Annotated in this window: 22 protein-coding genes and 2 riboswitches; of the genes, 15 read left to right on the top strand and 7 right to left on the bottom strand. The window is 50.5% G+C overall.

The genetic code is table 11. From position 1 onward, the window contains the following. Nucleotides 1-17 precede the first annotated feature (17 nt). Both AC0YOA_RS15345 and AC0YOA_RS15340 read right to left on the bottom strand, forming a co-directional pair. On the bottom strand, nt 18-830 hold the full coding sequence (locus AC0YOA_RS15345) for a transglutaminase-like domain-containing protein (RefSeq protein WP_475787326.1): 813 nt from the start codon (nt 828-830) through the stop codon (nt 18-20). A gap of 14 nt (nt 831-844) precedes the next feature. Then, a riboswitch (cyclic di-GMP riboswitch) is annotated at nt 845-925 on the bottom strand. 39 nt (nt 926-964) lie between these two features. Next, nucleotides 965-1,048: riboswitch (cyclic di-GMP riboswitch) on the bottom strand. Between the two features lie 65 nt (nt 1,049-1,113). Next, nucleotides 1,114-1,758 carry a class D sortase gene (locus AC0YOA_RS15340; protein WP_475787325.1) on the bottom strand — a complete coding sequence of 215 codons (645 nt, stop codon included), beginning with the start codon at nt 1,756-1,758 and terminating at the stop codon, nt 1,114-1,116. 305 nt (nt 1,759-2,063) lie between these two features. Here AC0YOA_RS15340 and AC0YOA_RS15335 point away from each other — a divergent pair, with 305 nt between their 5' ends. Beyond that, complete coding sequence (locus AC0YOA_RS15335; protein ID WP_475787324.1) at nt 2,064-2,507, top strand: Hsp20/alpha crystallin family protein; 444 nt, start codon at nt 2,064-2,066, stop codon at nt 2,505-2,507. Between the two features lie 156 nt (nt 2,508-2,663). Here the strand turns inward: AC0YOA_RS15335 and AC0YOA_RS15330 are convergent, their stop codons facing one another. Genes AC0YOA_RS15330 through AC0YOA_RS15320 form a run of 3 tightly spaced genes read right to left on the bottom strand, consistent with a single transcriptional unit; the run spans nt 2,664 to nt 4,779 of the window. Beyond that, the gene (locus AC0YOA_RS15330; protein ID WP_475787323.1) at nt 2,664-3,077 is read right to left on the bottom strand and encodes a hypothetical protein; all 414 of its coding nucleotides are present in this window, start codon (nt 3,075-3,077) and stop codon (nt 2,664-2,666) included. After that, the gene (locus AC0YOA_RS15325) at nt 3,040-3,858 is read right to left on the bottom strand and encodes a ParA family protein (RefSeq protein ID WP_475787322.1); all 819 of its coding nucleotides are present in this window, start codon (nt 3,856-3,858) and stop codon (nt 3,040-3,042) included. Before AC0YOA_RS15325 ends, AC0YOA_RS15330 begins: the two co-directional genes overlap by 38 nt. A gap of 36 nt (nt 3,859-3,894) precedes the next feature. Continuing rightward, nucleotides 3,895-4,779 (bottom strand): LysR family transcriptional regulator, encoded by an 885-nt coding sequence (locus AC0YOA_RS15320; protein WP_475787321.1) that lies wholly within the window; start codon nt 4,777-4,779, stop codon nt 3,895-3,897. 162 nt (nt 4,780-4,941) lie between these two features. On the opposite strand from AC0YOA_RS15320, the gene AC0YOA_RS15315 reads away from it, so the two are divergent. From AC0YOA_RS15315 to AC0YOA_RS15285, 7 genes are all read left to right on the top strand, one after another. Further along, the gene (locus AC0YOA_RS15315; RefSeq protein ID WP_475787320.1) at nt 4,942-6,150 is read left to right on the top strand and encodes an extracellular solute-binding protein; all 1,209 of its coding nucleotides are present in this window, start codon (nt 4,942-4,944) and stop codon (nt 6,148-6,150) included. Nucleotides 6,151-6,158: 8 nt separating this feature from the next. Continuing rightward, nucleotides 6,159-7,889: an ABC transporter permease gene (locus AC0YOA_RS15310; RefSeq protein ID WP_475787319.1), complete on the top strand. Its 1,731-nt coding sequence runs from the start codon at nt 6,159-6,161 to the stop codon at nt 7,887-7,889. Then, entirely contained in the window at nt 7,882-8,985 is a 1,104-nt protein-coding gene (locus AC0YOA_RS15305; protein ID WP_475787318.1) for an ABC transporter ATP-binding protein, read from the top strand. The genes AC0YOA_RS15310 and AC0YOA_RS15305 overlap by 8 nt, the downstream gene beginning before the upstream one ends. A gap of 6 nt (nt 8,986-8,991) precedes the next feature. Continuing rightward, nucleotides 8,992-9,630, top strand: a complete 639-nt coding sequence (locus tag AC0YOA_RS15300) for a metallophosphoesterase (RefSeq protein ID WP_475787317.1) — start codon at nt 8,992-8,994, stop codon at nt 9,628-9,630. A gap of 165 nt (nt 9,631-9,795) precedes the next feature. After that, nucleotides 9,796-10,731, top strand: a complete 936-nt coding sequence (gene pyrB, locus AC0YOA_RS15295) for an aspartate carbamoyltransferase (protein ID WP_475787316.1) — start codon at nt 9,796-9,798, stop codon at nt 10,729-10,731. A gap of 339 nt (nt 10,732-11,070) precedes the next feature. Further along, nucleotides 11,071-12,078 (top strand): iron-hydroxamate ABC transporter substrate-binding protein, encoded by a 1,008-nt coding sequence (locus AC0YOA_RS15290; RefSeq protein WP_475787315.1) that lies wholly within the window; start codon nt 11,071-11,073, stop codon nt 12,076-12,078. Nucleotides 12,079-12,233: 155 nt separating this feature from the next. Beyond that, a complete protein-coding gene (locus AC0YOA_RS15285) occupies nt 12,234-13,277 on the top strand; it encodes a glycoside hydrolase family 88 protein (protein WP_475787314.1) in 1,044 nt (347 codons plus the stop codon). Between the two features lie 144 nt (nt 13,278-13,421). On the opposite strand, the gene AC0YOA_RS15280 is transcribed toward AC0YOA_RS15285, so the two are convergent. Continuing rightward, complete coding sequence (locus AC0YOA_RS15280; RefSeq protein ID WP_475787313.1) at nt 13,422-14,357, bottom strand: AraC family transcriptional regulator; 936 nt, start codon at nt 14,355-14,357, stop codon at nt 13,422-13,424. Between the two features lie 221 nt (nt 14,358-14,578). Between AC0YOA_RS15280 and AC0YOA_RS15275 the strand changes: the two genes are divergently transcribed. From AC0YOA_RS15275 to rhaA, 6 genes are all read left to right on the top strand, one after another. After that, nucleotides 14,579-14,998, top strand: a complete 420-nt coding sequence (locus AC0YOA_RS15275; RefSeq protein WP_475787312.1) for an Rrf2 family transcriptional regulator — start codon at nt 14,579-14,581, stop codon at nt 14,996-14,998. 70 nt (nt 14,999-15,068) lie between these two features. Next, complete coding sequence (locus AC0YOA_RS15270) at nt 15,069-16,343, top strand: MFS transporter (RefSeq protein ID WP_475787311.1); 1,275 nt, start codon at nt 15,069-15,071, stop codon at nt 16,341-16,343. Between the two features lie 302 nt (nt 16,344-16,645). Then, complete coding sequence (locus AC0YOA_RS15265) at nt 16,646-18,022, top strand: Glu/Leu/Phe/Val family dehydrogenase (RefSeq protein ID WP_210040441.1); 1,377 nt, start codon at nt 16,646-16,648, stop codon at nt 18,020-18,022. A 50-nt stretch (nt 18,023-18,072) separates the two neighbouring features. Next, nucleotides 18,073-18,423, top strand: coding sequence for a phasin family protein (locus AC0YOA_RS15260; protein ID WP_475770631.1), 351 nt, complete (start codon nt 18,073-18,075; stop codon nt 18,421-18,423). 32 nt (nt 18,424-18,455) lie between these two features. Beyond that, complete coding sequence (locus AC0YOA_RS15255) at nt 18,456-20,132, top strand: ABC1 kinase family protein (protein ID WP_475787310.1); 1,677 nt, start codon at nt 18,456-18,458, stop codon at nt 20,130-20,132. Between the two features lie 294 nt (nt 20,133-20,426). Then, nucleotides 20,427-21,707 (top strand): L-rhamnose isomerase, encoded by a 1,281-nt coding sequence (rhaA, locus tag AC0YOA_RS15250; RefSeq protein ID WP_475787309.1) that lies wholly within the window; start codon nt 20,427-20,429, stop codon nt 21,705-21,707. A gap of 105 nt (nt 21,708-21,812) precedes the next feature. Here the strand turns inward: rhaA and AC0YOA_RS15245 are convergent, their stop codons facing one another. Further along, nucleotides 21,813-22,217 (bottom strand): CBS domain-containing protein, encoded by a 405-nt coding sequence (locus tag AC0YOA_RS15245; protein ID WP_210040449.1) that lies wholly within the window; start codon nt 22,215-22,217, stop codon nt 21,813-21,815. 172 nt (nt 22,218-22,389) lie between these two features. Between AC0YOA_RS15245 and AC0YOA_RS15240 the strand changes: the two genes are divergently transcribed. Then, nucleotides 22,390-22,857, top strand: coding sequence for a GlcG/HbpS family heme-binding protein (locus AC0YOA_RS15240; protein ID WP_210040451.1), 468 nt, complete (start codon nt 22,390-22,392; stop codon nt 22,855-22,857). The last annotated feature ends 148 nt before the right edge of the window (nt 22,858-23,005 follow it).

Genomic DNA, 23,005 nt, shown 5'->3' with positions numbered 1-23,005 from the left:
AAGCGATCAGATTAAGCTTAATAGAATTTAGCTGCTGCGTATTTGCCGGCTTCTTTGAACATTGAACTGCTGCTTGCGCTGGTTTTGCCCAAACCGGAATCAACCGTTGTATCAATATTGCTCCATTTCCCATTAATCAGTACCTGGTTCCAGGCATGGTAGCCTTTCACATAATCGGTTGTTCCCATAACCAGCTTGGTCGGGATGCCGGCGCTGCGAGCCATGACAGCAAACAGGGAGGAGTAATCATAGCAGATGCCTTTGCCTGATTTCAACGTTCTGTTCGCATCGGGAATATAGTCCGTTGTTACAGATGTGCTCAATTTGGAATCATATTTGATGGTTTTAACGATATAATCGTGAATCGCTTTGACTTTGTCTTCAACTTTCGTTTTGTTTTTCGTCAATTCCTTGGCTTTGGCAACAGCAGTCGGGGAGCTTTTCCAATTGACATTTTGCACGGAACCAAGAAATACGCTGCTGTCATCGCTCAAGTTCAGGTTAACTGATTCCGTACCGATTTTTTTGTATTTGGTGCCGGTAACATTTTGCATAAGGGAGATTGTATAAGAACCATCACCAAGCTGCAGGGGGAAGTATTCCATCGTGCCTGTGGCAGGCAATTTGTATGTATAAGTGACTCCGTTTTTGGTTATTAACAGCACACTAGGTGTTTTTGCGGCAGGTTTAAATGCAGCTCCGATAATTCCAATATCCAATTGCTTCGTATCGAGCCAAGTCGGGGAGTCCGTACCGGATGCTGCTACAGTTGTGGAGAGGGGAAGGGACAAAATGAATACGGTCACGAGAACAAGAAAAAAAGATTTCATGAAATAAGACTCCTTTCGGTAGCTGGCTGCCATCCAAGCAGGAAGGCCCTTTAGCTTTGCGTCCCTGTCTTTCGACAAGTTTGCCGTTTATCGTTGAGTGTTTATTGTTTTTAGAAAACAAAAAAAGACAAACTTTCGGTAGCTGGCTGCCATCCAAATAATGGGAAGGCCCTCTAGCTTTGCGTCGCTGCCTTTCGACAGGTTTGCCGTTATCGTGACTTATCTTGACAATAACTATACCAATATTTGATAGAATGTACAACTATTTTTAAGTGATGATAGATTACAGTTTCGCCTGGACAATCAGACGATGTGTCGGATTAATAAGCGGATCGCATGTAATAAGCGTGAGCACCCTGTCGGTGTCATTGCCATTCAATACGGACAGGTCAGTTGGCTTAACGACCAATATTTTGAATACGGTATATTCCATAACCTTGTTTTTGACCCGTATCGTAATTTTGTCTCCCATCTTAACTTCCCCCAGCCTATTGAACAATCGGCCTTTCGTATGAGCCCGGTGTGCAGCCAGGGCAGCATTGCCAATATCTCCAAGTGCGGCTGTTTCTGTCAGATGGACAGCGGCGTACTTCATGTTTTGCGTTGTGGCGCCTTCCAGAACAGGAAGCTTCACATCGATGCTGCCGATTTCAATAACAGCGATTCCTTGAGGATCTTCCTTGCTCTGATCGTCGCTGACAGCCTCAGGTACGGCAGCGTCTGCTTCATTAGAGAACAGGTCGGATAATCGCTGGTAACTCTCTGCAAGCAGGCGATCGGATTTCTCGGCCGCGGAGGCGAAGGTATTATGATCCATGTGATCAAGCAGACGCCGCTGCTTCTGATCATAATGCCATTCTTTTGCAAAAGGCAGCGCAATCAGCACAAATCCAGTGATGATCAGCAAAAAAGAAAGCAGTTTCTTCATGTTGGCAGGCCCTCCTGTAAGGTGATTATACCAGATAGGAACTGTACAAAATCTGAACAACATGTGGAGTGTAACGTCCTCATGGCTATTCTGGGCAGCAAACGAACTGCAGCGAAAGGTCAAAAAAAATCAAAGTCAGAGAAAGTCAAAGAAAGACTGAGAAAAATAACGAGGGGACTGCCGGATTTCCTTAAATTCACGGAAAATGATTTTTATTGTTGTTTTATCGGGTTTGAGGAGAGCAGGCAGCATCCTTATAATAAAAAGTGTAAGCATCACATTATAAGAAATTGGAGGAGATGTACATGTTGGATTTAGTTCCGTTTCGGAAAAGAAATGAAGATGTCAGCCGCAGCTTGATGAAATCATTCCATGATATCTTCAATGAAGATTTCTTTGCGCCGATGAGAAGCAATACCCATCCATTCCGCACGGATATTCACGAACGCGAGGATGCTTTTCTGATTGAGTCCGAGCTTCCCGGGTTCATTAAAGCTGATATCGATATCAGCTACAGCAATCATTATTTGACGATCAAGGCTTCGCGCAACCAGGAACAGAATGTGGACGGGGAAGATCATCAGGTTATCCGGCGTGAACGTTATTATGGCGAATTTGTCCGCCGGTTCTATGTAGAAAATATTAAGGATGACCAAATATCGGCGAGCTTCGAGAACGGTATTCTGAAGCTGGAAATACCCAAGAAGGAAAAAGCGCAATCCGTTAAGAAACGCATTGAAATTCAATAAGATTATCTCTTAGGCTGAAGGTCTGATGAAATAATCGCTGTAATCGGGGAACACGGCCAAGGGTGCAAGGGCAAACCACAACAAAACAGGCAGCTGGCGGAATATCCGCTGGCGGCCTGTTTTGTCATAAACACATCTATGATGGATGATGCACTGCTAATCTGCCGAAGGGGAATGGCCCGATCTGTCAAGCCCATCCAATGCCTGCTCCAGCGCATAATTGATAAGGTTGGTTTTGAAGCCTTTGCCTTTATTTTGCGATATCGTTTTGACCCGTTCCAGCAGATCCTTGCGGATATAAAATTCGGCTTTGGAGTGGGTTTCCTTGCGCAGCTTCTTATCCAGCTTGACCTGCGGCATCAGTTCCTCCACTTTTACAGCTGGAGTTGGCGGAGCTTCCTGACCGGAAGGATCGGCTGGCAATTTCCGGGCTTGCTTGGCTGCAGCCGGCTTCTTTCTGGTGCGCAGCGTTTTTTCGGCTTTGTCTACCATCGATTCCGGTGCAGCGGAGGACGGCTTGTCCGCAGGTTCTTCAAAGTTTACGAGCAGTTCTTTTTTTCTTGGTGGCATATTCGAACACCTCCTTGGCCAAAGTATAATAGGCTTCCGCAGCGGGATTGGAGCGGTCAGTCCATACAAGCGGCGAGCCCTCATAGGCTGCAGCGTTGGCAAAGCTGATCGACCGTGGAATCACGGTTTCAAACAGCCGGATATCCTTCTTGCTGCAGAACTCACGGGCATGGCCCACCAATTCCTGATGCAATTTGGACCGCCCGTCGACCATCATCGCAATGATGCCGGTAATCCGCGGCGAAGGTTCCTCCTTGGAGCCGAATGCTTCGATAGTCTGGATTACGCGCTGGAGCCCCTTGACGGAGAAAGCTTCCGGAACAAAAGGGATCAGCACATCGGTAGCGGCTTTTAACGCATTGCCGGCTATCAAGCCGAGTGAAGGCGGGCAATCAATAAATATGTAATCATAATCCGACTTGATCTGATCAACCTCTTTCTTTAGCAGCAGAAAAGGAGAGGGGTACGATTCCAGTTGGGATAAAATATGAAATTCCAGCATGTTGAACTTGTCGGATGCCGGAGCCAAATCAAGATTGGGTTTAATGGATATTAGGATATCCTTGATTGATTTGGCGCCAGTGAATACATCATACATGGTAAGTTCGGACTTATCGGGATCGCTGCCAAAAACAACGGCTGCATTGCCCTGGGCATCGGTATCTATAATCAGCGTCTTTTTGTCCGGGAACAGGGAGGAAGCCGCTGCGGCCAAATGAGTCACAAGACTTGTTTTGCCCACACCGCCTTTGTTCATACATACCGCGAATATTTTAGCCATGCTAAAAGCAGCACCTGCCTATCAAATTGGTATTTATTACATTATATCAGAAAAGTGATCGACAAGTCTGCTGACGACAGCGGGAAGCTCCATTTCCTTGCGGATAGCAAGACAAATAAACCGGTGATTGATATAATTCGGCAGACCCTTCATCACCAGCTCTCCCCGTTCGACCTCTTTCAACACGCTTCTTTGCGGCAGAATGCCGATTCCAATCCCGCAGCGCACGCCTTCCTTGATAGGCTCAATCGCGCCAAGCTCCATGCTGACGGCAAGCTTCATCCCATTCTCGGCTGCCCATTCATCTGCAAGCCTGCGCGAGGTGGAGCCCGGTTCATGAACCAGGAAGGGAAGCCCGTGCAAATCATGAATCGTTATCTCTTCCTTGGCTGCCAAAGGATGATGAGGGTGAAGAATCAGCTTGAGCATATCGGCCATCAACGGGCGCAGCTCGATCTGATCGTCCTCCATCGGAGTATGAGAAACAATACCCAGATCCAGCTCGAAGTTCTTCACCAGATCCACAATGAGATCGGCTTTTTTGACGGTCAGCTGCAGCGAGACATCGGGATAGTTCTGGCTGAAGCTGGACAATAACGGCGGAAGCAGGTAAGTGGCCGGCGTGTAGCTGGAGCCGATGCGGATATGGCCTTTGCGGTGTGAGCGGTAGTCGGCCAGCGTTTGACCGGCGCGTTCGAACAGAGTCACAATCCGCTCGGCATAGGGCAGAAGCGCTTCGCCGGCATTCGTAAGGCGAAATTGCCGGTGGTATTTGATGAACAGCTCTACCCCGGTGTCCTGCTCAAGCTTCTTGATATGAAAGCTGACGGTGGGCTGCTTCAGGCCCAATTGATTGGCCACCTCGGTCAGATTCTTATAGTTTACGGCGGCTACAAAGACCTTTAGCTGTTGTATGTTCATCGTGATGCCTCCTTTTGGCCTTATTATAGATAGTATCTATGTTTCTATCAATATAATAAGATAACGTTAACAAAATCAATATACGGCGTTAATTTCAAGTAAACAAAACTCGACTATTCTAAGTCTAGTAAAACGAAAAAGATTTAGGGAGGATTTAAAGAAATGCGTAAAATGTGGAGTAAAAAGGCGGGGACTATCCTGTTCATGCTGGCGCTGGTGCTGGCAGTGGCAGGATGCGGGAGCAACAATGGGGCCGGCAACACAAACACAAACACAAACACAAACGCGAATGCGGCGGCAGGAAATGCCAACGCGTCGGGCAATGAAACTGGAACGGCTGCAGGAAACACAGCAGACAATACCGCAGGAAACACTGCGGAGAATGCAGCTGGGAATGCGGCAGTAAATGCTCCTGCTGAGGATCCGAATGACAAGTCCGACGATGAGCCGCTGACTGTTTATCTGAATGACTTTGATGAAATTATCGGACCAGAATTTGAAAAAGCGACGGGTTACAAAGTGAATCTTGTAGTCGGCAATGGCGCTGAAACGATGTCCCGTATCGAAGCGGAAAAAGGAAATCCGCATTGGGATGTTGTATGGATGGATGCTCTGCCTTCCATTCATTCACTGGGAGAGCAAGGCCAACTGCTGGAAGGCTGGCAGCCGGAGAACCTCAAGAACCTGACTGATTTTACAAAACCGATCGTACCTGCCAACAATGCCTATTTCCCGACCGGCGTACATGCTGCGGGCGTCATTATTTACAATACGAAATTGATTACGGCCGATAAAGCGCCAAAAAGCTGGGCGGATCTCGCCAAGCCGGAATATAAAGGACTCGTCGGCATGGCCGATCCGGCCGTAGCGGCTCCTGCCTATCCTTTCGTATCCTGGTTCTTCGAGAACAAGGGGATGGATGAAGGGAAAACGTTCTTCAAAGGAATGTTGGACAACGGTATGCATGTCTATCCGAAAAACCCGAATGTCGCTACTGCCGTAGCCGGCGGAGAGATTCAGGTGGCGGCCATCCAGGAAAGCAATGCTTATACGCTCAAGAAGGATGGAGAGCCGATCGAAATCGTCTGGCCTGAAGAAGGTGCTCCGGCATCCGTTCGTGTCGCAGCCATTCAGAAGGAGAGCACGCATATGAAGGCTGCCAAAGCATTCATTGAATTCCTGCTGGATCCCAAAACGCAGCAGTACCTGATCGATCAGGGAGCAGAAAGCTACTTTGAGCCTTCCGCTGTCGGCGTTAATGCCAAGGAAGACCGTGCCAAGGATACGAAGCTTGTCTATGCGCAAGCGCCATGGGCAGCTGAACATGAAGCCGAAATCAAGCAATGGTTCGCTGACCAATCGGTTAAGTAGGCTGCTGTATGATAAAAGCAAATAATCGGAACATAGGGCAGGGGCGGCTGAGGCCGTCCCTGTCTCCCAACTTTCTGGGCTGGCTCGTATCTGCAATATTGGCTTTGCTTATTCTCTATCCGCTGGCAGCCGTAATGATCCAGGTTGTTTTCCCCGGCGTTTTCTTCGGCGACTGGAATCCCGGTAATCTCTCCTTGCTGCTTGATGTATTCAGCCGGCCGCTGTGGCGGCAGTCCATGCTGAATTCCCTGCTGCTGGCAGGCGGCACGACCGTATTTGCGACTTTACTTGGCGGGGGCCTTGCCATGCTGCGTTCAAGCTGGTCATTCCCTACGGCAAGATGGCTCGATCTGTCCGTCTGGGTGTTATTGATTACCCCTTCTTTTATACTTGCCCAAGGTTGGGTTCTGTTCGCTTCCTCCAATGGCTTTGCACATAAAATATTTGGCTGGGACTGGGTGACCTCTCTCGTATTCCAACCCGCCGGGCTTGTCGCCATTATGGTGCTGAGTAAATTTCCTTTTGCCTACCTGAGTGTATACACGGCCATGGAATGGAAGGTGGATCAGCTGGGAGGCGCAGCCAAGCTGTGCGGAGCCAGTCCCTTTACCGTGTGGCGGACCATCTGGGTGCCGCTTCTGTTGCCGGCATTTCTGGCCGGTGCCGCGCTTGTGTTTATGGATACGATCGGCGATTTCGGGCTGCCATCTGCCCTTGCGGCGGTGTACCGGTTTCCGACGCTGCCTTACTCTATTTATTCGGCCATTTATACGTCGCCGATCCGGTTTGATATGGCGGGCGTATTGTCTTTTTATCTGGTTCTGTTCATTGCGATTGCCATGTTCGTGCAGTTCTATGCGCTGCGCAAAGCCAGATTTGATTTTCTCTCTTCCCGCGCAACAGCAGCTGTACCCAAGAAGATGGGGCGCAAAGGTCTGCTGCTCACAGCAGGGAATGTCCTGTTTCTCATCCTTGTAATAGGAATACCTATGGGAACCAATGTGGCTGTGTCCTTTATGAATAATATTTCCAGAGGCTTTGTCTGGAGCAACTGGACGCTCCATTATTACCGGGAGCTGTTCGTCAACAAGCAGGCCTTGTTCCAGGGCTTGTATCATTCTCTGATGATTGCCGGCTCAACCGCGGTTATCAGTCTTATTATTGGATTCCTGGTCGCTTATGTGCTGATTTATTCACGTTTTCGCTGGAAGCGGCTGATCGATATTTTTTCATTGGTTACATTGGCAGTTCCGGGTGTCGTGCTGGGCATCGGATATATTTTCGTCTGGAATCAAGCATGGCTGGAGAACATCGGACTGCTGTTATACGGAACGCCCTGGATTCTGGTATTAGCCAGCGTTGCCGGCGCTATTCCAATCATTACGCGTATCATTGTCGGCTCCTTAACGAAAATTCCGATCCAGCTGATACATGCCGCCGAGCTTCAGGGCGTTGGCTTCATCAGGCGCAGCCATGAAATTCTGCTGCCGCTTGTCCGCGGGGCTCTGTTATCCGCAGGGCTTGCCGCCTTTGGCTCCAGCGTATTCGACCTTGCGGTGTCGACCATCCTGTACCCGCCTAACTTCATGACGCTGCCGGTGGCGATCAACAAAGGCTTTGAAGATTTAAAATTCGGCTATGCCACTGCGGCAACGATGCTTGGCGGCGGACTCGTCATTCTGATTATTTTGCTGCTTGAGCTGGCGTTCCGCAGAAAGGAGAAACAACTGCATGACTGATGTTCTGGAAGTAAACTCCGTGGTGAAGAAGCATGGCTCATTCACAGCGCTGAAGGGCGTTTCCTTCAAGCTGGAGGAAGGGCAAATTATTAGTATACTGGGGCCTTCCGGCTGCGGGAAATCCACACTCCTGCAGCTGGTTGCCGGACTGGACGCCCCGAATGACGGAGAAATCCGGCTGCGCGGCCAGACTGTCGCGGCTCCGGGCCGTTTTGTCGCACCGGAGAAGCGCGGCATCAATATGGTATTTCAGGATTATGCCTTATGGCCGCATATGACGGTCTACGATAATATCGCCTATGGACTGAGGCGCAAACGGATGAGCGCACAGGAACAGCGCAAGGAAATAGGGGAGTTGCTGGATCTGCTCCAGCTGCAAGGGCTGGAAGGACGATTTCCTCCACAGCTGTCGGGAGGCCAGCAGCAGCGTGTGGCGATTGCCCGGGCGCTCGCAACCCGCCCTTCGCTGCTCCTGATGGATGAGCCTTTATCCAACCTTGACATGCGGCTGCGCATTGATATGCGCACGGAGATGTCTTATTTGTTCCGCCAGCTGGGTATTTCCGTACTTCATGTGACACATGATCCCAGCGAGGCATTTTCACTTGCGGATCGTCTGATGATTATGCGGAGCGGCCAGGTGGATCAGCTTGATGAGCCGGAGGCGTGCTACCGCAAGCCGGCTTCGCGCTGGGCAGCCTCGCTGCTGGGCGCGACCAATGTGCTGAAGGGGATGATCACCTATGTCGATAGTGAACCCCGTGTGCGGATTGGCAGCGTGACTTTTCAATACGCATTCGCCAATGAAACGGTACCGCTTCATGAAAGTTCCGGGGTGGAAGTCATGATCCGTCCGGAAGATATTACGTTGACCGAAGGGCTTCAGACATCCTGGTCGGCAAGCTCCAACCGGCTGACTCTTTCGGTTATTCACTGTGCTTTTGAGGGAAATCAGTGGCGGCTTCTGGTCAAAACGGAAGACGGGCAGCGTTTATCCGTCCTCCACAGCAGCCGTGTTTCGATTGGAGCGGAGCTTTATGCTGAAATACCGGTCGCATTGACGTTTGTTTATGCCCTGGATACGAAGGAGAGTTAAAATACCTTGTCTCGTTTATTGGTTATTTCGGATATTCACGGACATACGGAAGGCTTGAAGCTGCTGCTTGAAGCAGCGGATTATGATTCTCGTTCCGATCGTCTTTATCTGCTTGGCGATTATGTTGATGACGACATCGCTTCCTTCCATACGCTGGACTATGTTCAGGCATTGACAAGAGAAGGTGCTGTTGCACTTGCGGGTAACAAGGAGTTTCAAGGCCTGAAGAAGGCGGAGGTGGCCCGCCGCAAGGATTGGTGCGAGTATATCCTGTCGCTTCCGCTGCATGCCGGACATGATTCCTATCTGTTCGTGCATGCCGGGATCAGGCCTGGGGTTTCTTTGGAGCAGCAGACGATCCTGGATTTGACGGAAATCAGAGATCCTTTTCACCGGTATCCCCATTCGGACCGCCGGACGGTGGTGTTCGGCCATACGCCAACACATAGGCTCGGGGCGGAGCGGGGAGAGCTGTGGCAGGCGAACCGGAAGCTTGGGATTGATACCGGAGCGAAGCACGGCTGCCGCCTGACGCTTGTCGATCTGACGAATTCGCTCACCTTCTCCTGTTCAACCGCAGCGGATCAAAAATATGGAAATTATCGCAAGAAAAGGATAGCCGCACTGTCAAGCAAACCTGAATAAAGAAGGATACCTCCCGGCCCGGAATTGCGTTATAATTCTAAAGGTCGGGAGTTTTTGGCATGCCTGCCGATTAAGAGTGATCCACTTTATATAGCGGTAATTGAATGAATTCAACTATCAAGGGCACGAAGCTTGAATTCGCTGCCGGAAAAGGAACGAAACCCTATGAATCCCTCATTTCACGTCATTGGTTCGAAGCAATTTGAGAGAGCGGCGCTGGAAGATCTATTCCGCTCCGCTGCACAGATGGAACAGATTGTGGCGACAGGCGGGACAACCCGTTTTGCAGGCAAAATTATGTGCTCCCTGTTTTTTGAAGCCAGTACCAGAACCCGGCTCTCCTTCGAATCGGCGATGTACCGTCTTGGAGGCAGCGTCATTGGAACGGAGAACGCCGCACAGTTCTCTTCGGCGATCAAGGGAGAAACGCTGGAGGATACGGTGCGGGTCGTTTCGGGTTATTGCGACGTCATTGTGCTCCGTCATACGGATGTAGGTGCGGCGCATCGCGCGGCGGCGGTCTCGGAGAGAGTTCCTGTTGTTAATGCGGGCGATGGCTCTGGAGAGCATCCCACCCAGGCGCTGCTGGACCTGTACACCATTCAGAAGGAATTGGGACGGATCGAAGGTCTGCATATCGCCATGATTGGCGATTTGACCTATGGGCGTACGGTGCACTCGCTCAGTTATTTGTTGTCGAATTATAAGGATGTCAGGATCACCTTTATCGCCCCTGATAATGCCAGGATCCCGGAATCAGTCAAGCATTATCTGGACGAGAAGGGGGTAGCTTACGAGGAAACCGGCGATTTGACCAAGGTGGCGGAAACGGCTGATGTATTCTACCAGACACGCGTTCAGAAAGAACGGTTCCCGTCGATGGAGCAGTATCAGCTTGCGGCAGGAAAATATATCATTGACCGTCATCTGCTGGAGCATATGAGGAAGGATTCCCTTATCCTGCATCCACTTCCCCGCGCGGGAGAGATCGAAGCGGAGGTCGATGCCGACCCCCGGGCAGGCTATTTCCGGCAAGCCCAGAACGGCCTGTTTATCCGCATGGCTATTCTTGAGAAATGTCTGGAGACAAGAACCGTCTAGTAGGATAAAGAACACGATCAAAAGTATCGGGTGTAGAACCCATCCAAAGGCTCTGCCGATTTCTGATCGGCAGGCTTTTTTTTGTCCATTTACTTCAATATGGAGAAGATACGCGGCTTAGCTGAAACCGAGTTATTATGGCATAATAACTCGTCCCGGGAACTGCAGACGGAAGAGGTGTTACGGCAATAATTTCACGAATGCCACCAATATTCGTCAGATTTTGGATGGACGATTCCTAGGATGTTTGTTATCATTATCGATGATAATGATAATCATTAACAATTAAGAAGGGGGATAAGTATGCTTCACGTTTCACGTAGAACAGGAATATTAGGTATGCTCATCGTATTCGCAATTATCGTAAGCTCCTGCGGGGGGAGTTCGAAACCTGCACCTGCAAATGGACAGCAAAACGCCGCGGGTACGAATGCCAGCGGGTCTGATTCAGCGGCAGCCGATGGGGAGAAGGAAGAAGAAGCGCAGAGTGGATCAGACACCAGAATCGTCAAAACAGTTAAGGGGGATATTGAAATTCCCGCCAATCCGCAGCGGATCGTTGCCGGTTATTACCATGGGACGCTGCTGTCTCTGGGGATTCATCCGATTGGCGGAAGCAAGGAGTGGTGGATGGGAAGCCCGTTCCTGACCACTCAGGAGCAAACCATTACGGACATCGGCTCGCCTGCCTCGTTGGAAAAGGTGCTAGCGCTTGAACCGGATCTGATTGTCATCAATGATACACTGATAGACAGCTATGATGCATTGGCCAAAATCGCGCCGACGCTGCTTATTCCTTACGATTCCATCAAAAATATCCGTGAGGAAGTATCCATGTTCGGCGATTTGCTGAACAGACAGGAGGAAGCCGCGAAGTGGCAGGCTGATTACGAGGACAAGGCCAAGCAGGCCAAAGAGAAGCTGAAAGGGATCGTGGAGCCGGGTATGACCGCGTCGCTTCTCGAAACGGACGGCAAAACCATTGCCATGCTAGGCGATAATTACGGCCGTGGGGGAGAGGCCATTTATCATGTCCTTGGCTTCAAGGCTCCCCCGCTTGTGCAAAAAGATGTAATTGACAGTGGCGAGCAATACAAGACCGTATCGCTTGAAGTGCTCCCCGAGTATTTGAATGCGGATTATATCTTCTTGAGCTCCTACCCTGACGGAACGGATGAAGCTCTGAAATTATTAATGGCAAGCTCCGTATGGAAAAGCTTGAAGGCCGTCAAAGAGGGGCATGTGATCAGTCTCGATTATAAAACTTATTTTTATTTTGATCCCGTCTCGACTTACGGACAAATTGATACGTTGACAGATCTGCTGCTCAAGCATCAAGCCAAGTAAGGTATCCGGTCTTTCTCAAGGAAGCCGGAATTGGTTCCCTGTGGACGTTTACCCATATTTTCAGGACGATCCCCCAAGTGTTTGCTGCCGGAACATGGTAAAGTGGCGTTGCCGGCTGTAGAGTCCGGCAGCAAATCTTGAGGAGGCGCTTGACGATGCGGCGGTATGGGGATTTAATATGGAAGCAGATGAAGAAGGATCATTCCGGTCAATGGGGAATGGACATTCAGCAATGGGATTGGGTGCCCGGAGTGGGCGTCATTGCTTTGATGGAATATTACGAAGCTGTACAGGACCCGGAGATACTGGCGTATCTGGTTAACTGGGTGGCGAAAAACAAAGACAAGGCGGAGGGAACCAGAGTTATAAACAGCATTGCTCCCTATGCGATATTTCCGGCTTTGCATCGTCTGACAGGCGAGAACTGGTATGCGGACGAAGCGGAGCGGGTGGCCCTGTGGCTGGTTACCGAAGCTCCCCGTACCCGGGAAGAGGCTTTTGAACATACGGTTACCGAGAATGCCAGCTTCTCGGAGCAGGTATGGGCGGATACGATCTTTATGGCTGTTCTTTTTCTGGCGCGCACCGCTTCCATGCTCGACAATAAGCGTTATGCGGAGGAAGCGGCGAGTCAGGTTCTGATTCACCTGCGGCTGCTTCAGGATACGCAGACCCAAGTGCTGTTCCACGGCTGGAACTGCGATATCGGCAGCCATATGTCCGCAGCCCGCTGGACAAGAGCAAACGCATGGGTAACAGTTGGGGTCCCCATGATCCTGGAGGAGATTGCTCCCCTGATTGAGATTCCCGATGAGGTTATCGAAAGATACGGCAGGTTGATTACAGGTCTGGCAGGCTACCAGCAGGCGGATGGTTTATGGAGTACGGTGATGGATCACCCTGATTATTATCGCGAGATTTCCGGAAGCGCCGGAATTGGCTGCGGAATATCGAAAGCGCTTGATATGGGACTTGTTGAACCCGATGAACAGCTTAGTTTTGTCATAGAACGCGTCGTGCAGGCGGTGATCCCCTATATTTCGGTGGAGGGGGTAGTCGGAGGCGTTTCCGGCGGCACGCCTGTATTGGCCAGCATCGCGGCTTATAATGAGGTTCCTATTTATCCGGCTCTCTATGGTCAAGGATTGGTTCTCCTGCTGCTCGTTCAAGCCATACGCGGGAAGGGCAAGCGAGTGTAGCAAAAGCACCCTGGCAGAGAGTGATTCCGCAGATCGGGTGTTTTTTTAAAATATCAGAAGGGGTAAGATATGTCCTCACTGTTTCTGATATTTGATGGGAGGAAACCAGCTTTGCCGACTAAGGACGGCGAGGTTAGTCACTTCTTAGGTGATCCGGTTCATACCGGATTGCCTTTTTGGGCTGCCGGCGGCTTCTCCGCGGTATTTTTTTGGCGATAGCCCTGTCCCTCGTTTGAACACATGAAAGAAGTGCGACATATCCCCGAAGCCTGTGTGCAGAGCTATTTCTGTAACCGGCATTGCGGTTTCCGCCAGCAGCCGCTTGGCCTGATTCAGACGGTAATCCGTCAGAAACTGCTTGATGGTATTTCCGGTAGCTTCCTTGAAAATATAAAACAACCGGGACCGGGAGACTGGATACAGCCGCAGCAGATCCTCAATCTGGAGCTTTTCCTGATAATGCGCCGTCAAATAGGATAATACCCCGCCTACAATCCGTTCATCTTCCGACTCGCTCAGATTCATGCCGGCCGCGCCGTTTTGTTGCAGGTCAATGATAAGCATTAGCATTTCAGCAATGGATTTGAGGACAGCCAGTTCGCCATAGGGAGTCTTGTTCTGGAGCTGCAGCTCAAGCTCCGAGAGAAGGCTGGCAAGTTTCGATTGCTGCGGCGCGGAAAGAAAATAATGGCCAGATTGGTATTCGTCATCTATGAACAGGGAACAAATAGGCAGAGCAGAGCCGAAGCAGGCTGCGTTGATTGCATCCATATAAGCTTCGTCTATCGAAACAACGAACCGGTGCAGCTGTTCGGGCTTTCCGGTGAAGGGCCTATGAACGACGTGAGGTCGGATAATGGTCAATGTGCCAGCTTTGAGCGGATACAGCCGATCTCCGACGATGTAGGAGCCGGAGCCATCCAGACAAAAATATAATTCGAAGCCATTGTGGGCATGGAGCATCCGCTGGCCAAGCGGAGCTGTCCGGAGCTGGCAGTTCACGGGATATTCGGTAAGGAAGCGGTTCGTATATTCATCCAAAGCGAAGCTTGAGGAAAACTCAGGTTCTGCGCGGTCCATTGACGGTCCCTCCTTCAACTATCGTATCGTTTGCCGCTTATGATGATAATAATAGAGAACATTCATATTGAAACATTATCGTACCACAGTCGGATCAAATCCTGAATCAAACGGAAAAGGCCGCGTAATAAATTCTGCATGCCGGACGAAAAAAATTCTTGACGGATGTAACTGTAACAAATATTATTATAGTTATTCAACCGATGGAGATGAGGCAGCGTATGAACAGCGATTTCACAATAGCCGTACACAGTCTATCCTATTTGGCTCATTTGCCTTTACATATAGCGCCAAGCGACCGGATTGCCAGAAGCGTTTCCGTCCATCCCGTAAGGGTGCGCAAGGTACTCAGCATGCTGTGCAAGAAAGGGTATATCAAATCCAAAGAGGGTGCCGGAGGCGGGTTCGAGCTGAACTGCAGGCCGGAAGAGGTCACGCTCGATGAACTGTATCTGCTTACCTCGGAAGGATCTTTGAAGCCTAAATTTCCGAATCCCAATACGCAATGTCTGATCGGGGCCAATATTGAGAGCGCCATGGATGGCATTTTTATTTCATTGGAGGATCAGGTGGGCAGCTACCTTCGCAATTATACTATTGCCGATATTCTAAGTCGTGTGGAGCTGCAATCCAGGCTGTAAATTTTTTTTGTTCTTTACTGTAATATTTAATATTACAGTAAAGAAGCATTTATTCATTCGGGAGGAACAAATGATGACAGAGGCCGCAAAGGCATCAAAGCTTTATTATGGATGGATCGTCGTGTTGATTGCCTTCTTGGCCCTGCTCGTCTCCGCTGGAATCAATTCGATACCGAGTGTGTTGATGCTCTCGTTCGAAAAGGAATTCGGCTGGGACCGGGCTTCCGTATCCGGAGCTTTATCCATTAAGATCCTGCTTTACGGACTTATGGGGCCGTTCTCAGCCGCGCTTATGGCGCGTTTCGGCATTCGCCGGATGATGGTCATCGCCATGATTCTGCTGGCAGGCAGTCTCTCGCTGACACCCTTGATGACGGCGCTCTGGCAGTTTTTCCTGCTGTGGGGTGTCATGGTCGGCCTGGGCACGGGCATGATGGCCAATGTTCTTGGCGTAACTGTGGCAAACCGCTGGTTCGTCAAGCATAAAGGATTAGTGGTGGGGCTGCTTACGGCCAGCGCGGCTACCGGCCAGCTGCTGTTCCTCCCGCTGCTGGCGCAAATTACGACAGCGATTGGCTGGAGAGCCTCCATCTTTACGACTGTAGCCGTTCTTGTGCTGCTGATCCCTGTGGTTGCCATATGGATGAGAAATCACCCTTATGATGTCGGAGCGGCTCCGCTAGGCGAGGTCGAGATTACACGGCCGGCTCCATTCAGAGGAAATTTATTTCTTGCGCCGCTGCAGACTCTTGCTTCCGCTTCACGGAGCGGAACCTTCTGGCTGCTCGCCGGGACCTTCTTCTTTTGCGGGTTTTCCACCAACGGGCTGATCGGCACCCATCTGATTCCGGCCTGCGGCGATTTTGATATTCCCATTGTCATAGCGGCAGGGCTGCTGGCGTTGATGGGAGTGTTCGATCTTGTAGGCACGACGCTCTCCGGCTGGCTGTCCGACCGGTTCGACAGCAGATGGCTGCTGTTCTGGTATTACGGACTGCGCGGTCTTTCCCTGATCTTCCTGCCCACCGCGCTCAGTATGGGCTACACCCAGCTGCTGATCTTCGCGGTATTCTACGGATTGGACTGGATTGCCACTGTTCCGCCGACGGTCAAGATCACCTCCGATGTATTCGGAAAAGAAAAGGCGGGAATGGTATTTGGCTGGATCGTCGTTGCTCATCAGGTAGGGGCTTCCACTGCCGCTTATGGGGCAGGGGTGCTGCGCGACTGGCTCGGCAGCTATACCGTTCCGTTCGTGATGGCCGGATTTGTCTGCTTGTTTGCGGCCGTAATGGCCGTGCGGATTCGAAAATCCGTCAGGATGGCTCACGCTGTAGGAGCCTGATGGCGTTTATATAGATAACCGGCGATTAGCTGGCGGAGCCTGCGGAAGCCGCCTGATGAAGTGTTAGATTATGAAACGCGGCTTCCATCTGCGCAGCCATGCTTGTCCCCGGGTTTTACGGATAAGGCAGCCTCTTCCCGGTCTGAGACCGGGAAGAGGCTGCCTTATTGTTATTTCGCCGCAGTCTTCTGCCAAGGATACGGCTGTCTCAAGTAAAAATTTGGTCAAAGTCCCGAGGTTGGTTATACTGTAATTGGAGGAGGCAACGTACGACAATCCAAAATATGAGGTGATCCATACATATGACAAGCAAGACCAGCGCAGTCATTGAGCGTTCCTTACAAAATCTGTTGGAAGACGCCGCTTATTTGCCGGTTTTACAGGACGAAATCAGAGCGAAAGCCTTCAAATCTCTGGCCTCCATATTATCTACTCCCAATCGCATGCACAAGTCCTTTCTGCGCGTTCCGCTGGACAATGGCGAGGTGACGAGGATTCCCGCTTTTCGGACTCAGCATAACGATACGCTGGGGCCCTATAAAGGGGGCATCCGTTTCCACGAATCGGTGAACGAGGATGAAGTTATTAATTTGGCTGCGTTAATGACGCTTAAAAACGCGCTCCATGAGGTTCCTTTTGGCGGCGGAAAAGGCGGGGTTGCGATTAATCCGCGAAACTATTCCGCACGCGAGCTGTACCTCATCTGCAAAAAATATGTCCAGTATTTCAGCGATATTTTGGGACCCGACAAGGATATTCCAGCGCCTGACGTTGGCACGGGCGAACGCGAAATGGACTGGATGATGGCTGAATATAAAAGCATTAATCCCGGAAAGCCCTATCGCGGCAGCTTCACGGGCAAAAGCGTCATTAACGGAGGCTCCCTGGGAAGAAGGGAAGCGACCGGCAAGGGCGTTTATTTCACCTTCCGCTATTTGCTCCATGATTTTCTTCAGGGACAGCATGGGTTTGCAGGCAGCAGCAACTCCTTCGCCCAGACCGTTATGGCTCATGCCGGCCGACCGCTGAAGCTGGCTGTTCAAGGGTTCGGCAATGTCGGTTCCATCGTGGCCCTGGAAGCCTACCAGTGCACGAAGCTGCAGAATAAGATTGTGGCGGTCAGCGACCGCAACAGCACTTTATACAATGCCGAAGGCTTGGACATTCCTGCTCTCATCGGCTATGCACAGACGCATCATGGCGATCTGCCGAATACGCCGGAAGGGCTTGCCGAAGCGAATGTCAAAGCGGAAATCCGGGGCAGAGAGGACATTCTCTATCTGGATGTCGAGGTTCTGGTACTCGCGGCGCTGGAGGATCAGATACGCGCCGATAATGTGGAGCGCATCAAAGCCAGCTTCATTGTAGAGGGAGCAAATGCTCCGGTTACGGGTGATGCGGATCAGATATTGCTGGATAAAGGCTGTATCGTCATACCGGATATTCTGGCGAATGCGGGCGGCGTTATCGTCTCGTATTTTGAGTGGCTGCAGGGCCGCGAGACGCAATTTTACAGTGAAGCGCAGGTATTTGAGCTGCTTCATGACAAGATGAAATCGACCATGAACGCGATTTACCCCGGTTACTTCGGGAACAGCCGCTCGCTGCGTCAAATCTGCTATACCCACGCGGTCATGAAGCTGTCGACCAATCTGTATATTCAGGGGAAGCTGTACTAAAGCCAGGATTCTTGCTAGTAAATATAAATGATGAACGGGAGGCTGTAACGATGAATGAATTGATCAAAAAAGCATTGGCGCTCGGCGTAGGCATTACGATTACAAGCAAGGAAAAGGTCGAGAAGGCGGTCGAAGAGCTGGTGAAAAAAGGGGAGATCGCCCCTGGCGACTCCAAGGAGCTGCTGAACCGCCTGATACAAAAGGGCGAGGACGAGCAAAATGAGCTCAAACGGATCGTGCGGGAGCAGCTGAAGCTGCTGCTGGTTGAATTGAATGTCGCTACCAAGGATGATATTCTGCGCCTGGAATCCCAGATCAAGGATCTGAAGGTTGAGAAAGCAGATGTGAGCGAAGTTCAGACAGAGGGACAGTCCGGGAAGCAGCAAGAGGATCAGGCGTAGGCGTCAAGGCCAACTGAAAGGAAACCAGCCCTATGTTCGGTAAACGAGTGCGTCACATAAACCGGTATCGGGATATCGCAATAGCTTTGATTCGCAACGGTTTTGGTTTTATCGTGGAGGAAATTGATATTTTCCATATGCTTTCCCTTCCCGCAAGGATCATGAAGCAATCCGAGAAAACGCCCAAATTATCGCTATGGGAGCGGATCGGGAATGTCATTCAGGATTTGGGTCCGACCTTCGTCAAGCTCGGACAGATCGGAAGCACGCGTTCGGATGTGCTGCCGGAAGAGATGATCAAGCAGCTGGAAAAGCTTCAGGATCAGGTTGAAGCTTTTCCTTTTTCCGATGTACAGGCCATCATCGAAGCGGAATCCGGTATGCGTATGGAGGAGATTTTTGCTGATTTTCATCAAGTGCCTACGGCTGCCGCCTCCATTGGCCAGGTTCACGAAGGCAGGCTGACCAGCGGAGAACGGGTAGCGGTCAAGATTCAGCGCCCAGGCATCGCCGAGACGGTCAAAACCGACCTGGAGATACTCCGCAATCTGGCTGCCATTATGGAGAACCGGTTCGATTGGGCCAAAAAATATCAAATTCAAAAAATGATTGAAGAATTCGGCAAATCGCTGATTGATGAGCTGGATTACAAGATCGAAGGAAAGAACACGGAGCTCATAGCCGCTCAGTTCGAGAAGGACGTCAATATTTATATTCCCGAAGTGTACTGGGCGTATTCTTCAGGCAAGGTGCTGGTGATGGAGTTTGTCGAGGGCATTAAGGTCAGCGACAACGAGCAGCTGATGAGTAAGAATTATAATAATAAAATTATCGCTGAACGCCTCATACAAGCGGTGCTGCATCAAATTTTTATTGAAGGATTCTTCCATGCGGATCCGCATCCCGGCAATCTGCTGGTGCTGCCCGGCGAGGTTGTCGCTTTTATCGATTTTGGGATGGTCGGACGGCTTACGCCGGAGATGAAGCTTCATTTTTCGAATTTGATTATTGGTCTAATGCGCAAGAAGACCGACGCCATTATAAAGTCCCTTTTCGATATGGGGGTAATTACCGAGCATGTCGATAAGGATGAGCTTCGAAAAGATGTCAATCAAATGCGCGATAAATATTATGGAGTCGCACTCAGCGAGGTCAGTCTCGGCGAATCGGTGCAGGACCTGTTCGATCTGGCCTACCGCCATCAAATCCGCATCCCCGCCGATTTGATTCTTCTTGGCAAGACACTGCTGACGATGGAAGGCGTTGTCGAGAAGCTGGACCCGGAGATCAGCATCATCCAGATGGCGGAGCCCATTGGCAAACGACTGCTTAAGGAGCGCTTCAACCCGAAAAATATCGGAGAACGGCTGTGGAAGGACGTATCCGATTACCGCGAGATCCTGGTCGATTTTCCGAAACAGATCAAAGGACTGCTGAACGTCGTGAATAACGGCAATTTGAAGCTGGAGATCAGCGTCTCGGGCATTGACGGCATCCTGAATAAGCTGGACCGGATCAGCAACCGGCTGTCAATCAGCCTTGTGCTGTTGTCCTTCAGCATCATCATGCTGGGTCTGATCATCGGTTCTTCCATCAGTCACCAAAACAGCATGCTGTGGAACATCCCGGCGATCGAGATCGGTTTTGTCATAGCGGGGTTTCTGTTTATGTGGCTGCTCTATTCGATCTTCAGATCAGGACGGTTCTGATGACCTCTTTCAGGAACGCTGGAGTACTCGGCAGGGATTGCCGTGAAAGGTTCATTTTCTGACTGAAATTGTCCCGATTGACGTGGAATTGAGCAGGTGATTATGGCATACTGTTACGTGAGATGATCAAGGGAAGGCTTATCTAAAAATATAAGAAAGTATAAAATTCCATCATACTTTTCTTATATTTCTGAGGGAAGAAACTTGACATAGCTACAGAATGGATGGCTTCAGCCGTTTCTTCTTGTACGGGACAGTATGCTGTATCACCATATCGCTTAAGGAGGTTCGACCATGTCAATTGAATCAAGTTACGAAGATGCCCGAAAGCTGTATGCTAAACATGGAATCGATGTGGACGAGGTTCTGCGCAAGCTTGCCCAGATCAAGATTTCCGTCCACTGCTGGCAGGGCGACGATGTCCGGGGCTTCCTGTTTCAGGATCAGGAGTTGACCGGAGGAATTTCGGTTACGGGTAATTACCCGGGGGCTGCGCGTACGCCTCAGGAATTACGTTTGGACTTGGAGAAAGCGTTCTCATTAATTCCTGGCAAGCATAAAGTCAATTTGCACGCAATCTACGCCGATACGAACGAAAAAGTGGATCTGGACCAGCTGGAACCCCGCCATTTTCAATCCTGGGTCGATTGGGCGAAGGCACAGGGGCTGGGGCTGGATTTCAATCCGACCTGCTTCTCTCATGAGAAATCCGCGGACGGGTTTACATTGAGCCATCCGGATGCGGAAATCCGGAGGTTCTGGATCGATCATTGCAAAGCCTCGCGCAAAATCGGCGCTTATTTTGGCGAGCAGCTGGGTCAGACCTGTGTGACCAATGTTTGGGTCCCGGACGGCTACAAGGATATTCCCGCCGACCGGCTCGCGCCGCGCCGCCGCCTTATGGAAGCGCTGGATGAAGTGTTTGCGGAGGAGCTTAATCCGAAGCATAACCTTGATGCGGTGGAGAGCAAGCTGTTCGGTCTCGGTGCGGAAGCTTATACGGTAGGCTCCCATGAATTTTATATGGGCTATGGCATCAAGAATGATAAGCTGATCTGTCTGGACGCGGGACATTTTCATCCGACAGAAGTGATTTCCAACAAGCTTTCCTCACTGTCGCTGTTCACCAGCGGCATTCTGCTGCATGTCAGCCGTCCGGTCCGTTGGGACAGCGACCATGTCGTTGTGCTTGACGATGAGCTGCTGGACATCGGCCGGGAGCTTGTGCGCAATGAGCTGCTGGATACCACACATATCGGACTGGATTTCTTCGATGCCAGCATCAACCGTGTGGCGGCATGGGTGATCGGGACGCGCAATACAATTAAAGCCTTGCTGCGGGCCATGCTGGAGCCGGCTGAAGCGCTGAAGCAGGCGGAGCTCGAAGGGGATTATACGACACGTCTGGCATTGGCTGAAGAGTTCAAATCCTATCCATTTGGAGCGGTATGGGATTACTACTGCGAGCAAAGCGGGGTTCCGGTTCGCGAGGAATGGCTGGCCGAGGTCAAATCGTATGAAAAATCCGTACTGCCGGGCCGCGGGGATTCGGCGCCCGTCGTACATCAATCATAGCAGGAAGAGGCTGCCTGCTTATCCCCCATGATTGCGGGAGGACAGCAGGATTGCAGAGTTTCTCTTCCGGAAAATGTGTTTATGCCATGCTGGTCCAAGCAACAGTCAATCGGTAATATTTTTAGTGTAATAGGCAATAATATCTTTACGGCGGATAATTCCGATGAATACACGGTCATTGTTCACGACAGGCACGAAATTCTGATCAGCCGCCAGGGCCAGCATATCCTCCATCTGCGCATTAATCGAGACGCATTCATTATGGATGCGTTTCTTTATTTCGGTTACGGGCACCTGCTGCATATTATCAAAGGTAAGACCCGGGGTATTCTTCAGCTTCCACAACAGATCGCCCTCCGAGAGGGTGCCGATATATTTGCCGTCGTCGTCAATAATGGGAATTGCCGAGTAATGGTGATGCTCCAGCTGATCCATCGCTTCCTTCATGGACATGGAAGAAGTGATGAAAGCAACCTTGTCTTTGGGAAACAGGAATGAAGAGATTTGCATAAGGCCTGAGCTCCTTTGCTGTAGATTTTATATTGGCTCTCTTTTATTAAAACATACTTTACGACTAAATAGTGTGTTAAATGGTGCCATGGAGAATTTAGATATTAGATCATTTCACTGGGAAAATGACCATACACTACTTAATATATGGTCATAAGGGGTGTATGCGTCTATGCGGATTATGCTGGATACGGCTAAAGCATTGCTGTTGGCAGCGGAGAAGAAGGCCCGGGAGATCGGGGTATCTGAGGACATCGCGATTGTTGATGAAGGAGGCAATCTGATTGCTTTTCACCGCATGGATTATGCCCGTATTGCCGGGATCGATATCGCCCTGAACAAGGCATGGACCAGTGTGGCGATGAAAATGCCGACAGTCAATCTCTCCCAGGCGGCACTTCCCGGCGGACCTTCCTTCGGCATTAATACAACGAATAACGGGCGGATTGTCATCCTGGGGGGAGGGATTCCTCTCATCAAAGATGGCCGGATCTACGGAGGAGTCGGGGTGAGCGGCGGAACAAGCGATCAGGATATAGAGGTTGCCACTGCCGCTGTTCAAGCTTATGACAGCATGCGCGCGGCAGACAGCCCCCGTCCCCTGCAGGCACGCATAGGCTCGTATACGCAGAATACGTAATTTCGCTCTATCTGGATAAAGGCAGCTGCACAACAAGCGCTCCCCTGCATGACAGGGCAGCGCTTGTTTTTATATTGGCTAAAAGCCAATCAAGCAATCATAAGGATTAATGATGATTTGGATAACAGATCGGAATTTCACTTCCCAT

The organism is Paenibacillus sp. JT22N12 (genome assembly GCF_056269365.1).
This window is presented reverse-complemented; position numbering and strand designations above follow the sequence as displayed.